This window comes from Pseudomonadota bacterium, from assembly GCA_010028905.1.
GTDB lineage: Bacteria > Vulcanimicrobiota > Xenobia > RGZZ01 > RGZZ01 > RGZZ01.
On sequence record RGZZ01000056.1, the window covers coordinates 1 to 17,130 of the forward strand.

Sequence of the window (17,130 nt, forward strand, 5' to 3'; positions counted from 1 at the left end):
GAGGCGTAGCGGGGGCTCTTGCCGATGGGTCGGCTGACAAACAGCTGATCGAGCGCGAGCTCGCCGTGGTAGAGGTGCCCACCGCCCAGGCCGTACTCCGATTCGAGGTCGGCGGGGGTGAGCACCGTGCTGTCGATCATGGCGTCGCGCAGGTTGGTGATGTACGGCGCCAGGGTCTCGAGCACATTGGCCTTGAACGCGTCGCGCTCGGCGCTCCAGCTCTTGCCGCCGCTCAGGGTGCACGGGGCCGACGCCACGGTGAGCGAAAGCAGGTGCTGCCCCTCGGGCGCCGCGTTGGTGTCGTGCAGCGACGGGATGTGCATCTCGATCAGGGGGCGCTTCGACCACCTGCCGTACTTCGCGTCGTCGAAGGCCTCCTCGACGTCGCGCAGGCTGGCGCCGAAGTGGATGCGGCCGCCCAGTCTCGCGGTCTCGCTGGCTTCGAGACAGGCGAAGCGGGGCAGCTCGCGCAGTGCGATGAACATGCGCGCGCAGATGCCACGCGATTTTATCGACCGCAGGTCGTGCAGGTATTCCGCGGGCACGCTGCCCGTGGGCAGGAGCGGGAGCAGCGAGCGTCGCGGGTCGACGTCGGCCACCACGAGGGGCGCGGCGAGCACGGTGCCGTCGGCCAGGCGCACGCCGCTCACGCGACCATTGCTGGTTTCGAGCGAAGCCACGTCAGCCCACGTGCGAACCTCGACGCCCGCGGCCTGGCTGGCCTCGAGAAGGGTGCGCACCACGGCGCTGGTTCCCCCCACGGGTATCTCTCCCACGCCCGCGGCCTGATGCCACGCCAGCAGGCCCGCGGTGGCGGGGCCCCAGGGGCCCACGAAGCCGCCCATCAGCGCGGGCGCGGCCAGGGCCGCCTTCAGCACGGGGGTCTCGAACCACTCGTCGAGCCAGTCGACCATGGTCATGGTGGCCAGGCGCATCAGCGTCACCATGTCGTCGCGCCCGAGCATGCGGAAGCGCAGCCCGAGGCGGCCAGCTTCGAGCAGCTGAGACGGATCGGTGGTGTCGAGCTCGGGGGGCGCCATCTCCTGGATCTGCTCACCGAAGGACGCGGCCTTGCGCATCACCTTCTGGTACTCGGGCCAGCGCTCCGCGTCACGGCGAGAGAACCGCGCAATCTCGGCGCAGGCCGCCGCCTCATTGCGCCAGAGGGCCAGCGAGCTCTTGCCGTGGTCCGGCGAGGGCGCCAGAACGAGGGGATCGGCATTGCGCCAGCGCAGGCCGCGACGGGCCAGCGCAAGTTCCTTCTCAACCTGCGCACGAAGACGTCCCGGGTCGTCGAAGCACGGGGAGGCCGTGTAGCCGGGGAAGGGACTGTAGGCGGCCAGACGCCCGCCTGCCGCGGCCCTGCGCTCGAGAACAATCACCCGCCGCCCCTGCCGCGCCAGCTGGGTTGCCGCCACAAGACCGTTGTGGCCGCCGCCAATCACGATGACATCGTAGTCGTGCGCCATGTCAGTTCTTCCAATCCTTCAAGATCTCGCGGGCCGCGATCATGCCGGGCGCACCCATGATTCCGCCGCCCGGGTGGGTTCCGGAGCCGCACATGTACAGGCTGTGTATGGGGGCCCGGTACTGCGCCGCGTCGACATGGGGACGCAGGAAGAAGAGCTGATCGAGCGACAGCTCGCCGTGGAAGATGTTGCCCTCGGTGAGCCCCCACTCGCGCTCGAGGTCGAGGGGCGTGACGACCTGCCGGAACAGGATGCTCTCCTTGAGGCCGGGGCAGTACTCGGCCAGGGTGTCGACCACCGCGTCGCCGAACGCCTCTCGCTCGGTGTCCCAGCTCTTGCCGGGAGCCAGCTGGTAGGGCGCGTACTGCACGAAGCACGACACGATGTGCTTGCCAGGAGGCGCCACCGACGGGTCGACCAGCGAGGGGATGACCACGTTGATGTAGGGCCGGCTCGAGAACGTGCCGTACTTGGCTTCGTCGTAGGCGCGCTCGAGATAGTCGATGCTGGGCGCGATGGCGATGTCTCCGCGCAGGTGCTTGCCTTCTCCAGGAAGGCACGTGAAGTTCGGGAGTCGGTCGACGGCGAGGTTCACCTTGCCAGACGACCCGCGCATCTTGAACTTCTGGATGCCCGCAATGAACTCAGACGGGAGCTCGTTGGCCGGCAGCAGGCGCAGGAAGGTGCGATGCGGGTCGAGGCTCGACACCACGATGCGGCCGTGGATCTCCTCGCCGCCTTCGAGCACGACCCCGGTGGCCCGCCCGTTCTTGGTGAGGATGCGCTCGATGCCCGCCTCGGTGCGGATCTTCGCCCCCGCCGCGCGCGCCGCGTTTGCGATGGCGTTGCTCACGCCGCCCGTTCCGCCCTTGGCGAAGCCCCACGAGCGCATGACACCGTCGATCTCGCCCATGTAGTGGTGCAGCAGCACGTATGCGGTGCCTGGCGAGCGCACGCCGAGGAAGGTTCCGATGATGCCGCTCACCGACATGGTGGCCTTCAGGATCTCGGTCTCGAACCACTCTTCGAGAAAGTCGACCGAGCTCATGGTGAACAGCTTCAGCTTGTCGTACATGAGGTCGGAGCCCAGGCCGCGGAAGCGCGCGCCGAGCTTGAGCATCTTCATGAGCTCGGCTGGGTTGTAGGTGTCGAGCGGGGGAGGCGTCATCGAGAGAATGGGCCGCACGAAGCGCGCGAGCTTCGTCATCATGCGCCCGAACTCAGGATACATCTCGGCGTCGAGCTTCGAGAACTTGCTGATCTCGCGGTAGGTCTCATTGCCGTCGTCGGTGCGCAGCAGGTACCGCCCGTCGAGTGACGGCGTGAACGAGGCGGGCAGCGGGATCATCTCAAGGCCGTGCCGACAGAGGTCGAGCTGTCTGATCAGCTCGGGGCGCAGCAGGCTCACCACGTACGAGCAGACGGAGAACGTGAAGCCGGGATACAGCTCTTCGGAGCACGCCGCTCCGCCCAGCACGTGACGCTTCTCGAGCACCAGCACGTCGAGGCCGGCACGCGCCAGGTAGGCTGCGGTCACCAGGCCGTTGTGGCCGCCGCCGATGATGATGGCGTCATGGGGCTGTCTCATGGTACGTCCTCCACAGAGTGTTGCTCTCCGTCTCTCATCGGAGAAGAGAAGAGGCGCCCTCCGCTCTTCCGGTGGGCGCCTCTTCCTGGGGGGTCGTCAGCGTAAGAGCGGGGATCAGGCCTTCGACTTGCGCGCCGTCTTCTTGGGGGCGGGCTCATCGTCGGCCGGCTTCGCGGCTTTCGCGCTCTTTGCGGCGGTCTTCTTGGGGGCCGGCGGCTCCTCGTCGTCGCTCTTCGCGGCCTTGGCCGTCTTGCTGGCCTTCTTGGGCGCCTCGATCTCGACTGAGGGAGCGACCTCTTCTTCAGCGGCCTCCTCTTCCTCGTCTTCGTCGTCGTCGTCGCCCTCGTCTTCGATCTCGAGCTCGAGCGCCTCTTCCTCGAGCGCTTCGTCGGTGGTGGTGGTGTCGGTGTCGGTGTCGGTGTCGGTGTCTTCGGCCTCGAAGCCGCCGCGACGGCCGCCGGCCCCGATCTCCTCGTCTTCCTCCTCGTCGCCGCCGAGGAGCTCCTTCTCGCGCTCGACGTCTTCCTCTTCGTCTTCGCGCTCCTCTTCCTCGTAGTACTCTTCGTCGTACTCGCCGTCGCCGTCTTCGTCACGGCCGAAGATCTCTTCCATGCGGCGGGTCACCGAGACGCTCGTGGGCTCGGAGAGACCGATGGCCTCGAGCATGGCCTCCTGCTCCTCGCGCTCGAGAACCTCGGAGGGCGGCTGCGGACCGAGACGCACCTTCTCGTCGAGGATCTCTTGAAGCGCGATGGTCACGGGCTTCTGTGACCAGGTATCGATCAGCGGCCGGGAACCGGCCTTCAGCTGACGGGCGCGCTTCATGGCCAGGGTCACAAGGCTGAACTTGGTGGGGATGAGCTTCGACAGATCGTCGAGGTTGGGTTCGTTCATCGACACGGCGGAGTACCCTCGATCTCTATTTATGTTGGCTTCGGGTCGCGCGCTGTGGCTGCTCACTGCGGTGGGCGCAACGTGCCGAGAGGGGCGTCATTCCACGATCTCGGGTGCACACGACATTGCGCCGGGTTGCGGCGCAGAACGGGCTCGGTTCGCCCCAGGCGACGAAACTCCTCTTTGCGCCGCGGCAATCTGCGCAGAAGTGCCAGCGTCCGCTTGCGGCGCGGTGGAGCAGGAGGTGAGCGAGAAGCCGGGAAATCGGGTATCGTCTTCGCATGTACGTCTGCGCGTGTCATCTCGACCTTCTTCTTCTCGACAAGCCGGACTCGCTGAAAGGCAAGCGACACGTCGTCAAGAGCCTCAAGGAGCGGCTGCGAAGCCGCTTCGGGATCTCCGTGGCCGAGGTGGGCAGCCAGGACCTGCTCCATCGCAGCGAGATCGGCATCGCCTTCGTGGGAGAGCGCCGAGACGTTCTCGAATCCGTGCTCGACCAGATCCTGCATCAGATCGAGTGTCAGGGCAGCGTCGAGATCATGGCGTCCACCATCGACTTCCAGCAGTACTGAGCACGCGACGAGGCCTTCCGGGCCGCCCCCAGCCTGCCACAAGGAGCCGCCGACGCGTGACCCAGCCCTCGCCGTCGACTCGCCTTCGCGCGAGCGACCTCGTGCTACCCAGACCCGCCCCCGATGTCGTGGCCCGCCTTCGCAAGGCGCTCACCGTCCCGGTGTCGCCCGTGCTGGCGCAGATCATGGTGAACCGGGGACTCGCGGATGTCGAGGCCGCCGAGGATTTCCTCACGGGCGACCTCGACACGCTGCACGAGCCCGAGATGCTCGAGGGCATCGCCGAGGCGGCCGATCTGGTGGCTGAAGCGGTGCGTCGAGGCGATCCGATTCTCGTGCACGGCGACTACGACGCCGACGGCGTTTCTGGAACGGCGCTGCTGGTGTCGTTCCTGCGCGACATCGGCGCCGCGGTGGGCTTCCACATCCCCCACCGCGTCGACGAGGGGTACGGCCTCTCCGCCGAGGGGGTTCGCAAGGGGGCCGCGGAGGGCTACACGCTGCTGCTCTCGGTCGATTGCGGATCGAGCAGCCCCGAGGTCGTCGATCTCGCGCGTTCCCTCGGCATGTGTGTCGTGATCACCGACCATCACATGGTGACGACCCCCCCGCCCGCTCACGCGTTCGTGAATCCCCGCGCTCCGGGATCAGGGTACCCGTTCCCCCATCTGTCCGGCGTGGGGGTGGCCTACAAGCTCATCACCGCGCTCTCGTACCGGCTGTCTGACCGAATGAAGGGGCGCACCCCCGAGCAGTATCTCGATCTCGTGGTCATCGGCACCGTGGGAGACGTGGTTCCCCTCGTGGGGGAGAACCGGGTGCTCGTGCGCGAGGGGCTGAACGTGATGCAGGCGCTCGAGCGCCCGGGCATCGCCGCCCTGGCCCGCGTTGTCGGGCTCGTCGAGGAGGACGTGGAGGCCAGGTCGCCCGCTGGAGAACCGCGAGGCGGGACCACAGAGCAGGGCGCGGAAGGCGAGCGATTCGACGACGGTCTCACGTCGCGTGAGGCCGCACAGACGGGCGCGCGCCCTTCAGAGGCGCTGCGGGCGGTGTCGGTGGCGTTTGGCATCGCGCCGCGCATCAACGCGAGCGGGCGCCTCGAGCACGCAGAGAAGGCCGCGGCGCTGCTGCTGGAGACCGACGCGGCGCGCGCCGAGGCCCTGGCGCGCGAGCTCGAGGCCATCAATGAGCGGCGTCGGGAGCACGAGGCCAAGGTGCGCACCGAGGCCGAGGCGCAGGCCCTGGCGCGGGGACTCGAGGGGCGCGCGGTCATCGTCGAGGCCGGCGCCGACTGGCATCCTGGCGTGGTGGGCATCACCGCCAACCGCCTGCTCGATCGCCACGGCCTCCCCGCCCTGGTGATCGCGCTCCTCGGTGATGGCACCGCCAAAGGCTCGGCCCGCGCGCCGGCCTCCGTCGATCTGTACGAGGCGCTGCGCCGCTGCGCAGACCTGTTCACCCACTTCGGTGGGCATCCCCGCGCGGGCGGCTTCAGCATGCCGGCCGAGAACGTCGATATCCTGCGTGAGCGCCTCGAGACGGTCGTTCGGGAGATGGCCCCCGCTCCGTCGCCCGGCCTGCGGGCCGATGCCGAGATCGCGCTGTCGAGCATCGACTTCGGTCTGCTCGAGGAGCTCGCCTTGCTCGAGCCCTTCGGCCAGGGAAATCCGGCGCCGCTCTTCGTTGCGCGGCGGGTGACCGTGAAGAAGCCTCGGCTGGTCAAGGACCGCCACTGGAGCTTCCACGCGGTTCAGGGTGGCGTGAGCCTGCGCTGCATCGGCTTCGGGCTGGCCGAGCGCCTGCCGCATCTCGAAGAGGGCGAGACCTGCGACATGGTCTTTGCTCTCGAGCTCGAGACCTATCGCGGCGAGCGACGCATCCGGGTGGCTGTGCGAGAGCTGTTGCGCGATGGGCACGAGGCGCCTTCCGAGGGCGCCGTCGCGGGTCTCGCGGCGGGCACCGGCGATGACAGGTCGTCTGACGGGGCGCTTGTGGAGAGCGGGCAAGGGCGCCTCGCCGCAGCCTCGGGGGGGAAGGGCTGGCGCATCGAGGATGCCCGGCGCCACCACAGCCACGGCGGCTATCTCTCCGAGGTGCTCGAAGCGGGTCAGGCCGTGGTGGTGCTCTGCCGTCGCGACCAGGTGTCGTTCGCGCAGCGCCTGCTGGCCGCGGGCGGTGATCGCATGCCCGCGAATGCCCAGGTGATCCCCTACGGGGAGGAGGCGCTTCGTCGGACCTCTGCCGCCCACTGGGTGCTCTTCACGCCTCCCCCGTCTGTCGCTGCGCTTCAGCCGCTGGTGGGGAAGGGTGGGTGCTGCCACGTGCTGTTCAGCCCCGACGAGCTCGATCGTGACGCCGCGCTGATCGACGCGGTCACCCTGCCGCGGGAGCGCCTCGAGCAGATCTTCCGCATCTTTCGCCAGGGGCTCGACGAAGAGGGGGTCCTCGACGAGTCACGCTTCTCGTCGCTTCTCGAGGCGGCGGGTGCACCTGAGCTCCGCCCCGAGAGCCTGCGAGCGGCGTTGCGCGTGCTCACCGAGATCGGCGTGCTCGCCCCCGTCGACGGGCGAGGGGGGCGCCATCGCATCACGGGAACCCGTCGCCCGCTCGAGGAATCGAAGACATGGCCACGCTACCGTGACCTCGCCGCCGAGTTCACCCCCATGCGCGCGCTCTTCAGCAGGGAAGAAGCCGAGATGCGGGAAGGACTCCTCTCCATTCTCTCAGGAGGCTGAACGCCCGTGGAACCCTCGTCCGGCACTTCCGCACGACTCGATCTCAAGACCTTTGTTCGCGACATCCCGGATTTCCCGATTCCTGGCATCCTCTTCAAGGACATCATGCCGCTCATCGGAGACGGGTCGGCGCTGCGCCAGTCGGTGGACGACCTGCTGGCCCCCTTCCGCGAGGCCCGCATCGACGCCATCGCCGCGGTCGAGGCGCGTGGCTACCTGCTGGCGGCGCCCATGGCGTGCGCCCTCGGGGTGGGGCTCATTCCCGTGCGAAAGCCCGGCAAGCTCCCCTACAAGACCATCTCGCAAGACTACAGCCTCGAGTACGGCAAGAACACCCTCGAGATGCACGACGACGCCTGCAAGCCGGGCGCCCGCGTGCTCATCGTCGATGACCTCATCGCCACGGGGGGTTCGGCGCGTGCCGCGGGTCATCTCATCGAGCGCGTCGGCGGCACGGTGGCCGGGTTCGCCTTCCTCATCGAGCTTGGGTTCCTCAACGGGCGTCAGGCCCTCGACGGCTACACGGTGCACTCGGTTCTGAACTACTGAGCGGTCGACGCACAGGCTCAGGTCGGGACGGGCGTCGTCTCAAGTATCTCCCTGAGCACCGATTCGGCCGTCTCGCGCGGGTTCACCGCCGATCGGCTGATGAGCCGATGGGCGAGAGCGGGAATCGTGACGGCCTTGATGTCGTCGGGTCGCACGAAGTCGCGCCCGTCGATGGCGGCCAGCGCCTGCGCGGCTCGGAACATGGCGATAGAACCGCGTGGCGACGCCCCCAGGGCCAATGGCTCGGCCCTGCGCGTGGCCTGCGCGATGTCGACCACGTACTGGCGCAGCGCGTCATCGAGGTGAACCCGGCGCACCTGCTGCTGCATCTGGATGAGCTCTTCGGCGGTGACCACCTGCTCGAGGGCATCGATGGGATGGGTGAGCTGCTGGCGCCTCAGCATCTCGTTCTCGGTCTCTGGCGTGGGATAGCCGAGGTGGATGCGCACGAAGAAGCGATCGAGCTGGGCTTCGGGCAGTGGGAAGGTGCCCTCGTACTCGATGGGGTTCTGGGTGGCCAGAACGATGAAGGGTCGCGGCATGGGCCTCGTCACGCCTTCTACCGAGACCTGTCGCTCGTCCATGCACTCGAGCAGGGCAGACTGGGTCTTGGGGGTGGCCCGATTGATCTCGTCGGCCAGGATGACCTGATGATGAATGGGGCCAGGGCGGAACTCGAAGGTCGCGCTCTGCTGGTTGTAGATGGTGACGCCAACGATGTCGGAGGGCAGCAGGTCGGGCGTGAACTGCAGGCGCGCAAACGAGCAGCCCAGCGAGCGCGCCACAGCGCGGCTCAACATGGTCTTGCCGACGCCGGGCACGTCTTCGAGCAGCACATGGCCCTCGCACAGCAGGGCGACCAGAACCAGCCGCAGCTCCTCGTGCTTTCCGATGATGACCTTTTCGACATTCTCGACGACGCGGCGTGAGAACGATGCGATGGCGTCCAAGGGGTCAGGCGTCGGCGGCCGTGGTTGCGGTTGCTGTGACCTCTTTGTCCGGCGCGTCTGGGGCGGTCGTCTCGGAGGGGGTCTTCTCTTCGTTCTGCGGGGTCTCGGCGTTGGTGGGGGCGGTCTCGCTCGCGGTGGCCTCTGCCGATGACGCAGACTGCCCCGCCTTGCGCGAGGCGCGTTTCCTCATCGGTTTCGGCGGGGGCTCCGGTCGTGGCGCCAGCGTCACGGTGTCGAGAACGATGCGCGGCGGGCCGTCGCTGCCGTCGACCCCGCGAACGCTCGCCGGGTCGATCTCGTAGGTCTCGACCAGAGCGCGGCTTCCGGGGATGCCATGGAGGTCGATGTTGATGACCTTGCCGTTGTACGCGAGGAACGGCTCGGTCTCGGTGGTGACGGGGGTGTGCCCCACCACCACGCCCTCCACGCCGATCCCGGAGAGCATGCGGTCGAGCTCAGCCTCGCTGAACGGCTCGGAGCGGCTTCCGGTGTAGTAGTCGAAGCCCCACAGCTTGCGAGACCACAGGAACGACTCGCGCATGCGCGACTGATCGATGGCGGGCAGCTCGCGGAGCTCGTGGAGCGGTCGCCAGAACTCGGCCAGATCCGGCGCGGTGTGGGCGTAGAGCCGGTTGTTGACCACAGCGCCGAGGAGAAGGTCGTGGCGGAGCCAGGTGCCCAGCTCGCCGTCCATGTCGCGCTTCCAGGCCTCGAGCGACTCCCAGCCTTCGAGGGTGGTGCGGCCGCCCTGCACGAACCAGTTGAGGAACTTCATCATGGTCTCGAGCTGCTCGCCGCCCAGCCCCATGGAGACCATGGCGCCCCGGAACTTCATGAGGTAGTGATGATGGTTTCGCATCATCGACTCGAGCTGGCTGGTGCTCATGAAGTCGAGCACCTTCAGCGCGTCGAGCATCATGTCATCGTGGTTGCCACGCAGCACATAGATGCGGCCGTCGAAGTCGGCGTACTGCTCGCGAAGCTCGCGCACCTGACGGTCGAGGCTGTGGAGCAGTTCGAGGATGCGGCGGGCTCCGTCGCTTGCGCGATCGGCGCTGCCTTCGAGCGGCTCGCCGCGCCAGTCGACGTAGTCGCCGATGAGGATGAGGTCGACATTGCAGGCGCGGGGGTTCCACGCAAACGTGCTCGGGATGAGGATGTCTTCTTCCTCGAGGAGACGGGTCAGACGGTAGAAGTCGCCGTGCAGGTCGCCGATGGCCACGCTCTTGCGGTGGGTCAGCGTTTCGGGAGGGCGCTCGCCGTTCTGGAACACCCTTCTGCTTGCGGCGGCGGATGCGCTCATCGGCATGCCTTTCGAATCAGAGTTGAACGACTACTTCCAGACCGGACCTCGAATTCCTCGCACGTCGTCTCGCGCTTCGGGAGCGGCGTTCATCTGCAGGCGCGGGAGACGGATGGCGCAGGGGAACTCTCCGATCGACAGCCAACGTCATGCCCATGCACCTCGCCAAGGCCTGGGCTCGTGTTGCCTTGCTCGCTCTCCTCGTCGTGCTCGTTGGGCGCGCGCCGGCGTCAGCCGAGGCGCCGCGGCCGAAGGGACCGTACAAAGCGCCGCCATCTCGCGTCTGGCCTCGCGTGGCGGTGGTCTGCATCGACAGCGCCTCTGTGAAGCGGCTCGGGGGCTTCCCCTTCGACCGCGCCGTGCACGCGCGGCTGCTCGCGCGCCTTCTGAGCGCTGGCGCCCGTCTGGTCGCGTTCGACCTCTACTTCGGCGATGCCGGCACGCCCTCCGGTGATCTGGCGTTCGCGCGCGCCATCGCGCGCAGCCGCCGCACCTGGCTCATCGCGAGCCCGCTCTCGCAGAAGGCGTCTGATCCCGCCCGTCCGCTTGCGCTGTTTGCCCAGGCGGCGGGCTGGCGCGTCGGCGTTCCCTCGATAGAGCAAGGCGAGCACTTCGTGGGTGGCGTGCGCGTCTCGCCGGTCGGCACAGCGAAGATGCCCCACCTTCTCATGGGGCTCATGACCGATGCGCTGCGCCTTCGGCGCTGGCCTCGGGCGGCCGGCCCCGACGCCACCTGGGTGGGTGACTGGCGCCTTCCCACGCCGGGCGGCGTGTTCACGAGTGAGCCCTCAGACACCCGTCGCCTGGCCATCGACGGCGATTCCCGCATTCGTCTCTATTCGTACGCGCGTGTGCTGAGCGGAGAGGTGTCGCTGCGTGAGCTCGACGGCGCCATCGTGCTCGTGGGCGTCACCCCGTCTCCCCGAAATGGTGAGGAGCTCATCTTCGAGGACTGGAGCATTCCCGCCTGGGTGATGAAGGCCCACGTCGAGGCGCTCGCGATTCTGCTCGAGAAGATGTTTCGCGCGCTCGACCACCCCACGGGACGCCCGTGATCGCCTGGTCGCGGCGCTCAGTTGAGGGAGAACGGGAGGTTCTTCGGGCGCCCGCCGGCTTTTCGCTCGGCACGTTGACGAAGCCCCCGAACGATCTCCTCGAGGAGCTCGGCCTCACGCGCCAGACGATGGTCAACCGCGTCGATCTCGAGCAGCTCCTGCTGCACCGCGGGGGAGACGAGAAGCGTTGAAGCCACGAGCCACGAGAACGCCACCGGATCCGGATGGGTGGGCGGGGCCTCGCTGATCTGGCCTCCCAGGGCGCGCACCGCCTCGATGTAGGCGGCGTAGCCTCGCTCTACCCGTGCCATCGGCTCGCGCACCCGCGCCGGGTCCGGTGGGGGGGAATCGAGCATCTCCACGTCGCCCTGCAGATAGGGCTTGTCGTGGTTCAGCGAGACAACGCGGAACCTCTGCTGACCCTGCGTCTGGATGAAGATGCGCTGATCGGGGAGCGGCGCGGCTTTGGTGATGCGGGTGAGCGTGCCTACGCGATGAGGCTCGGCTGCGCCCCCGACCTCGGCGCCGTCGCGGATGAGAACAACCCCAAAGCACCCCTCCGCCAGGCCGATGTCGGCGAGAAGGGTTTTGTAGCGCGGCTCAAAGATCTGCAGGGGGAGCCACATCTCCGGGTAAAGTACCGTGCCCAGGGGGAACAGGGGAATGCGTCTGATATCGCCCATCTCCAAGCCATTCCCTGTTCTCCCCGGGAACCCTGCGCCATCTTCCCACCCGTCATCGCACGCGGCTGCCGCGGTGACGCCGAGGTGGGGCGAAACCCAGCGGGGGTCAAGCGGGTCGTTCCGTGAGGCTCTCTGTGAGACCTCAGCCCATCGTCTGCGTGCAGCCCATGGCGCGAGCCCTCACTGCGCGGAGGCCACATCCATCGACGGAGGAATCTCGTGACCATCAACCTTCGATACGGGTTCTGCCGATTGCTCATCGCGCTCACGCTCGTCGTGGCGGGCGCGGGGGCGGGGCTTGCGGCGCCAGCCGGGGGTACGGCGACGGCCGTCAGCCCTGTGACCATCTCAGAGGAGATCGAGCTGGGAAACAAGGTTGCGGGGGAGATGCAGCGGCGCTATCCGGTGTGGAGGAACGCCGACCAGGAGCGTCGCGTGAGGCGCATCGCCTTGAAGCTGTTCGAGGTGAGCGATCGGCACGAGTCTTCCAAGCTGCGACAGAGCTTCACGGTCGATCTCCTCGACACCAAGGTCATCAACGCGTTCTGCGCGCCGGGAGGGCGCACGTTCGTGACTCGCGGACTCATCGATCTCGGGGTCGATGACGATGAGCTGGCCTGCGTGATGGGGCACGAGATCGCCCACGCCGCGCGACGCCATGGGGCGCGAAACCTCGAGGCGAACAAGATCCTGCAGAGCCGCATCAACCAGATGACGAAGCGCAGCTCGCTGCGCACGCTGGCCCAGATTCCCATCTTGTTCTATCTGTGCAAGCGCTTCAGCCCGCAGCTCGAGTACGAGGCCGATTACTACGGCGTCATCTACGCCGCCCGCGCCGGGTTCGACCCGGACGGCCTGGCGCGCCTGCTCGCGCGCTTCGAAAAGCTCGAGGCGCGACAGCGCTCATCAAAGCTGGCCCAGCTGCTCACATCGCTCACCGACAACCATCCGCCCACGCCGGATCGGGTGAAGCGCGCCAGCGATCTGACCTCGCGCATCAAGCACGGCGAGACGCCTTCCACGACCGCTGTGCCGGTCTACGACTGAGGAGGGGCGTCGCTTGCCAGCAGCCGTGCCATGAACGGCGCGGAGCGACGCCTCCAGACGAAGCCGTCGAGCAGGTAGTGCACCAGCTGCGGCAGCGCGAGCAGCGGAACGACGACCGTGAGCGCGGTTGCGCTGAGATGCCACGCGCCCCCGAAGATCTCGGGGCGCGCGTGCCACACGGCGCGGTCCCAGAGCATCTCCTCTACGAAGGCAGCAAGCCACAGAAGCGCGAGAAAAGCGAGAGGGCCCTGGCGGAAGAGGCGGTAGAGCCCGGGCCGCGGCGGATGCTGCTCGCGATCGCACCCGTAGGCGTAGATCAGCGCCAGGTAGGGAATGCCGTGTATGAGCACGTTGGTGACGGTGAAGGCATAGTCTGAGTCGAGCGCCACGATGCCCACGTACCAGCACATGGCGGTGGTGAGCACGACCATGTGCTTGCCTGGATTGGTGAATCCGCGCCTGTGCTGCAGAACGGCTCGAGCGGTGTAGGCCAGCAGCGATCCCACGTACGCGATGCGGGCGATGCGCAGCACAGGGTCCCAGAGCACCGGAAGCGCGATGAAATCTCCGTTCACGAACCACCAGAACCGTCGTGGCAGATGGGCGTGCCAGTACAGCAGCGGATAGATCGCGGCCATGTGGATGGCCAGGCTGTCGATGCGACGCCCCCAGGCGCTGCGCTCCCCGAGGCGGGCCCGGTAGAGCGCGACCCAGCCGTACTGCTGGCGAACGAAGTGGAACACGGCCATGTAGGCGAGCGCGCGCCAGAACAGCCGCTCGCCGCCGGCGGCATAGAGCGCGATGCCGATGAGGAGCCCGCAGACCGGCAGGGCCGTGTAGCGCAGCGGCGCGCGTGACAGCTCTTCCGGATCGGCGTACACGCGGAACACGGTGGCGTACACGTGGGCCACGTCGACCAGCAGCACGCCGGCGATCCACGCCCACTCCGGGGCGTCTTCGCGAACAAGCCCCGCGTGCTGGCCGATGATCACCGCCAGCAGAGACAGTGCCGCGCTTCCCGCGAACACCGCCACGTCGATCTCCGGGGAGAAGAGATGCCAGGCCCGTGGCGGTGCTGTCGTGGGCGGAGCGTGGGCGAGGGCTGCGCAGTCGCTGGCGCTAGCGACCGCCATGTTCGCCGACGATCTGGATCGCCTCATCGACGGGGCGTCCGCCGAGCTGCTCGATGCCAACCAGGCGCAGGGTGTGGAGCACTCGCTCTCGATCTGCCTCGCGTGGGAGGTTGATGCGCACGAGCGAGTCCATCAGCGAGACGCCGCGCTTGAAGTAGATGCCGCACGGGCGATCCGGGTGCAGCGCGTCGAGGGGCAGGCGCTCGGTGAGGTTCTGGGGAGATGGTGCTCCCGCTTCGGCGTCGAGGGCGATGGCGTCGGCGCGCTGGAGCAGGCGGATGTCGAAGACGAGAGACGCGCTCCTGTCGTCGGGGATGAGCCGTAGCGGCAGATAGGCGCCGGCGCCGCGCTGACCGTGGTGCAGGTGGATGGACTGGCTGGGGGTGCCCAGCCGAAGCCACCGCTCCTCCGCGGAGAGCAGGTGTCCGGTCGAGCGAAAGACCCGCGCCACGCGGTCGGCGACGTGGGTCGGGCTGGCCGCGAGGTCGTGACCCAGGAAGCAGGAGCCCAGCGGCCCTTGGAGCAGCGGCTCGACGTCGAAGCGGAACCAGTGGGGCCAACCGGCTTCACCGGCGCCGATGGTCGAGGTCCAGGGGTTGAAGGCGGTGCCGAAGTGCGGTGCGTGAGAATAGCCCGGAACGCGGGTCACATCGTCGACGGAGAGCGCCCGTGAGACCTCGGCGCGCAGGGCTTCGAGCCGCTCTTTCGGCGTTCCACTCGCGCTCTGCTCGAGCGTGTCGAGATCGACGCGCATGGCCCAGGCCACCTTGCGCAGATACAGCATCTCGAGGTCGGCGGCGGTCGACAGGCGGGTGTCGAGCCCGAGCTCGTTGCGCAGCAGCAGCAGCATGGGCGTGACCTCGTCGATGTGCCCCTGGGCCCCCTCGAGGACCACGGTGAGGCACCCCTGCGCAGAGTAGGGGAGGACGTCGGACGAAGCCGCGTCTTCGTACGGGAGGTAGCGGATGCGGAGCCGTGCGTCGATTTGGACGTCGAGGGCGGTGCCCGCCATGAGCGCCCACTGCCGGTCGAGGGGGTGCACCTCGCCGGCCACGATCTGCTTTCGCGGGTAGGGGATGCTCCCGCGATACATGTCGAGGCGGGGCTTTCCCGACAGAGCGTCACGAACCTTGCGGTCGCTGCCCTGGCGTACCCGCAGGGTGAGGCTCAGGCTGCGGCTCGGTCCTTTTCCTTCCTGCCAGAAGAGTATCGACTGGTCCATGACGTCGTCGCCCCCGGCGAGGAGGGTCCACCCCTGCCAGCCGCTTCGACGCACCCGGCTCATCCATACCGAGTCGAGGCGCTGATAGGGGGCGCCGGGACCAGGGCGGGTCAAGACCTGCGGCTGCATCTAGGGGGTGATCTCGGCCATGTCACGGGGCCGGAAATCGACGAAGTTGCGCTCGTAGAGCGAGTACACGAACGAGAGGGCGGCGGCTCCGAAGCGCTTCTCGATGTCGGCGAGCGTGGTCTTGCCGTCGAAGGCGTACAGCAGGGTGCCGGCCTTCTTGGTCACGGGGATGACGTGGGTCTGTCGGATGAGCGACCAGCCGAAGTCTTCTTCGCGGATGTCGTACTTGGGAAGCGGGCAGAGGTCTTCTTCGAGGGTGACCTCGAGCAGAGCGGGCGGCTCCACGGGAAGGGGCGAACCGATGAGCGGGTCGTGGTCGACCCCCAGGAGCTCGGCTTCCGAGCGGCATCCACCGGGGCAGAAGGTGACCTTGCTGCACGTCGTGCAGGCGCTCGGCAGACGGTTGCGCCACGCGCGCATGGCCTTTCCACGCCAGATGTCGAGAACTTTGTGCTCGAGAACGTTCCCCACCCGAGTTGGCGAGTGGTCGCAGGGTCGCATCTGGCCCCACGGATCGACGGCGCAGTAGGTGATGCCCGCTGAGCAGCCTTGCGAGAACGACTCGTTGTAACAGGCGGGCACGCAGGTTCCGAGGGCCACGTTGTAGCCGAGCTGGCGCATGTCGTCGAGCGATGCCAGCGCTGCCTTGAGCGTGTCGCGATCGGGTTCCACGTCGGGGCGGGGCGGTCCGACGTAGCGGTTGAATACGGCGTGCCGGGCCCCTCGGCGGTTTGCGAGGTCGACCAGTGCCTCGGCGTGGGCTGCGTTCTGGCGCGTGATCACGGTGCTCGTGTTCACCTCGAGGCCGGTGGCGGCCACCAGCTCGATGGTCTTCACCACCTCGTCGAACTCTTCCGCGTTGCCGGTGAAGGCGCCGTGGGTCTCCGCATCGTGGCCGTGCAGGTAGACGAGGAACGACTGGATGTAGGTGAGCTTCTTGAGCCCGAGCAGGAGGCTCGGACGATCTGACCACACGCCCGTCGTGAAGATGTGGTAGGGGCGCTTGGCGCGCTCGAGATGGTCGAGGATCTCGAGGAGGTCGGGTCGGGTCGTGGGTTCGCCTCCGCACACGCGGAACTCGCTGACGTACGCGCCCAGCTTCTCGACGACATCGCCCCACTGTGACGGCGTCAGCGGAGGGCGCGTCTCACCCTTGAAATAGGCGTGGCCAGACCACGCCGGACCGGCGGGAGTGACTTCGAGGGCCGCGACGACGGGCCCCCTGAGCTCGAGCATGGGCAGGTTCTCTCTACGCGGCTAGAAGATGAAGTCGCCGGGCACCACGTTGGTGTGCGGGACCGTGAACGTAGGGATGTTGCTGTGGTTCTGCCACACGTTGGTGTGAGGCGGAGTGTTCGTGTGCGCCGTGAAGTTGTTGGTGTGCGGAACGGTGTTGGTGTGGTAGGCGCCCAGCTCGACGGGCTGCCCTCGCTTGTCGCGAAGGGGCTCGAGCGACTGCTGCGCGCGCGGCGCACTGGTCGACAGACGAGAGGTGGGAGGGCCGCAGTCGTAGGGACGGCTGGCCGGAGGGGTTCGCCCCTCCGGCTGCGCGGAAGCGGCGCCGGCATCTCTGCGCGTCTCGGCGGCAGCGCTTCGCGCGGAGGCCGGCACCACGACAGCAGCGGCGGCCGCGGCTGCCACGAGCAGGCGCTTCAGCCGGGGTTCGGGACGTGAGACAGTGAGCAGAGAGAGCTCGTACTCGTCATCTTTTCGGATATCGCGCTTCACGGGTCTGCCTTGGCGACCGCTCAGACAGACCACCGATGGCTCTTCTGGGAGCCACTGAGGACTTGCGAGATAG

Annotated in this window: 14 protein-coding genes and 1 pseudogene; 5 read left to right on the plus strand and 10 right to left on the minus strand. The window is 67.8% G+C overall.

Translation table 11 applies throughout. The annotated features are described in order from the left end of the window. The 3 genes and pseudogenes from EB084_06355 to EB084_06365 all read right to left on the minus strand — a co-directional run. Nucleotides 1-1,469, minus strand: a 1,469-nt coding sequence (locus EB084_06355; protein ID NDD27869.1) for an NAD(P)/FAD-dependent oxidoreductase, incomplete at its 3' end; no start/stop codon positions are given. A 1-nt stretch (nt 1,470) separates the two neighbouring features. Then, the gene (locus EB084_06360; protein NDD27870.1) at nt 1,471-3,057 is read right to left on the minus strand and encodes an NAD(P)/FAD-dependent oxidoreductase; all 1,587 of its coding nucleotides are present in this window, start codon (nt 3,055-3,057) and stop codon (nt 1,471-1,473) included. A gap of 729 nt (nt 3,058-3,786) precedes the next feature. Next, nucleotides 3,787-3,951, minus strand: a pseudogene (locus EB084_06365) (DNA-directed RNA polymerase subunit omega). Nucleotides 3,952-4,232: 281 nt separating this feature from the next. Between EB084_06365 and EB084_06370 the strand changes: the two are divergent. The 3 genes from EB084_06370 to EB084_06380 are packed head-to-tail and all read left to right on the plus strand — an operon-like array spanning nt 4,233 to nt 7,807. Continuing rightward, a complete protein-coding gene (locus EB084_06370) occupies nt 4,233-4,523 on the plus strand; it encodes a DUF503 domain-containing protein (GenBank protein ID NDD27871.1) in 291 nt (96 codons plus the stop codon). A gap of 56 nt (nt 4,524-4,579) precedes the next feature. Further along, nucleotides 4,580-7,258: a hypothetical protein gene (locus tag EB084_06375; GenBank protein NDD27872.1), complete on the plus strand. Its 2,679-nt coding sequence runs from the start codon at nt 4,580-4,582 to the stop codon at nt 7,256-7,258. Between the two features lie 6 nt (nt 7,259-7,264). Next, nucleotides 7,265-7,807, plus strand: coding sequence for an adenine phosphoribosyltransferase (locus tag EB084_06380; protein ID NDD27873.1), 543 nt, complete (start codon nt 7,265-7,267; stop codon nt 7,805-7,807). 17 nt (nt 7,808-7,824) lie between these two features. Here EB084_06380 and EB084_06385 read toward each other — a convergent pair whose 3' ends face one another. Further along, the gene (locus tag EB084_06385; GenBank protein ID NDD27874.1) at nt 7,825-8,757 is read right to left on the minus strand and encodes a MoxR family ATPase; all 933 of its coding nucleotides are present in this window, start codon (nt 8,755-8,757) and stop codon (nt 7,825-7,827) included. A gap of 4 nt (nt 8,758-8,761) precedes the next feature. Next, the gene (locus EB084_06390) at nt 8,762-10,066 is read right to left on the minus strand and encodes a hypothetical protein (GenBank protein NDD27875.1); all 1,305 of its coding nucleotides are present in this window, start codon (nt 10,064-10,066) and stop codon (nt 8,762-8,764) included. 143 nt (nt 10,067-10,209) lie between these two features. On the opposite strand from EB084_06390, the gene EB084_06395 reads away from it, so the two are divergent. Then, complete coding sequence (locus EB084_06395; GenBank protein NDD27876.1) at nt 10,210-11,115, plus strand: CHASE2 domain-containing protein; 906 nt, start codon at nt 10,210-10,212, stop codon at nt 11,113-11,115. 17 nt (nt 11,116-11,132) lie between these two features. Here the strand turns inward: EB084_06395 and EB084_06400 are convergent, their stop codons facing one another. After that, nucleotides 11,133-11,804: a peptidase S16 gene (locus EB084_06400; GenBank protein ID NDD27877.1), complete on the minus strand. Its 672-nt coding sequence runs from the start codon at nt 11,802-11,804 to the stop codon at nt 11,133-11,135. A gap of 213 nt (nt 11,805-12,017) precedes the next feature. Here EB084_06400 and EB084_06405 point away from each other — a divergent pair, with 213 nt between their 5' ends. Beyond that, on the plus strand, nt 12,018-12,845 hold the full coding sequence (locus EB084_06405; GenBank protein NDD27878.1) for a hypothetical protein: 828 nt from the start codon (nt 12,018-12,020) through the stop codon (nt 12,843-12,845). On the opposite strand, the gene EB084_06410 is transcribed toward EB084_06405, so the two are convergent. From EB084_06410 to EB084_06425, 4 genes are all read right to left on the minus strand, one after another. Then, nucleotides 12,836-13,885 carry a hypothetical protein gene (locus EB084_06410; protein NDD27879.1) on the minus strand — a complete coding sequence of 350 codons (1,050 nt, stop codon included), beginning with the start codon at nt 13,883-13,885 and terminating at the stop codon, nt 12,836-12,838. The genes EB084_06405 and EB084_06410 overlap by 10 nt on opposite strands. A gap of 79 nt (nt 13,886-13,964) precedes the next feature. Beyond that, complete coding sequence (locus EB084_06415; GenBank protein ID NDD27880.1) at nt 13,965-15,329, minus strand: hypothetical protein; 1,365 nt, start codon at nt 15,327-15,329, stop codon at nt 13,965-13,967. Further along, complete coding sequence (locus EB084_06420; GenBank protein NDD27881.1) at nt 15,330-16,565, minus strand: radical SAM protein; 1,236 nt, start codon at nt 16,563-16,565, stop codon at nt 15,330-15,332. A 21-nt stretch (nt 16,566-16,586) separates the two neighbouring features. Then, a complete protein-coding gene (locus EB084_06425) occupies nt 16,587-17,057 on the minus strand; it encodes a hypothetical protein (protein ID NDD27882.1) in 471 nt (156 codons plus the stop codon). Nucleotides 17,058-17,130: the final 73 nt, after the last annotated feature.

Excerpts from the sequence above, each read along its gene's own strand:
- EB084_06390 (NDD27875.1), bottom strand. The coding sequence starts at position 10,066 with ATGCCGATGAGCGCATCCGCCGCCGCAAGCAGAAGGGTGTTCCAGAAC.
- EB084_06395 (NDD27876.1), top strand. The coding sequence starts at position 10,210 with ATGCCCATGCACCTCGCCAAGGCCTGGGCTCGTGTTGCCTTGCTCGCT.
- EB084_06370 (NDD27871.1), top strand. The coding sequence starts at position 4,233 with ATGTACGTCTGCGCGTGTCATCTCGACCTTCTTCTTCTCGACAAGCCG.
- EB084_06360 (NDD27870.1), bottom strand. The coding sequence starts at position 3,057 with ATGAGACAGCCCCATGACGCCATCATCATCGGCGGCGGCCACAACGGC.
- EB084_06415 (NDD27880.1), bottom strand. The coding sequence starts at position 15,329 with ATGCAGCCGCAGGTCTTGACCCGCCCTGGTCCCGGCGCCCCCTATCAG.
- EB084_06420 (NDD27881.1), bottom strand. The coding sequence starts at position 16,565 with ATGCTCGAGCTCAGGGGGCCCGTCGTCGCGGCCCTCGAAGTCACTCCC.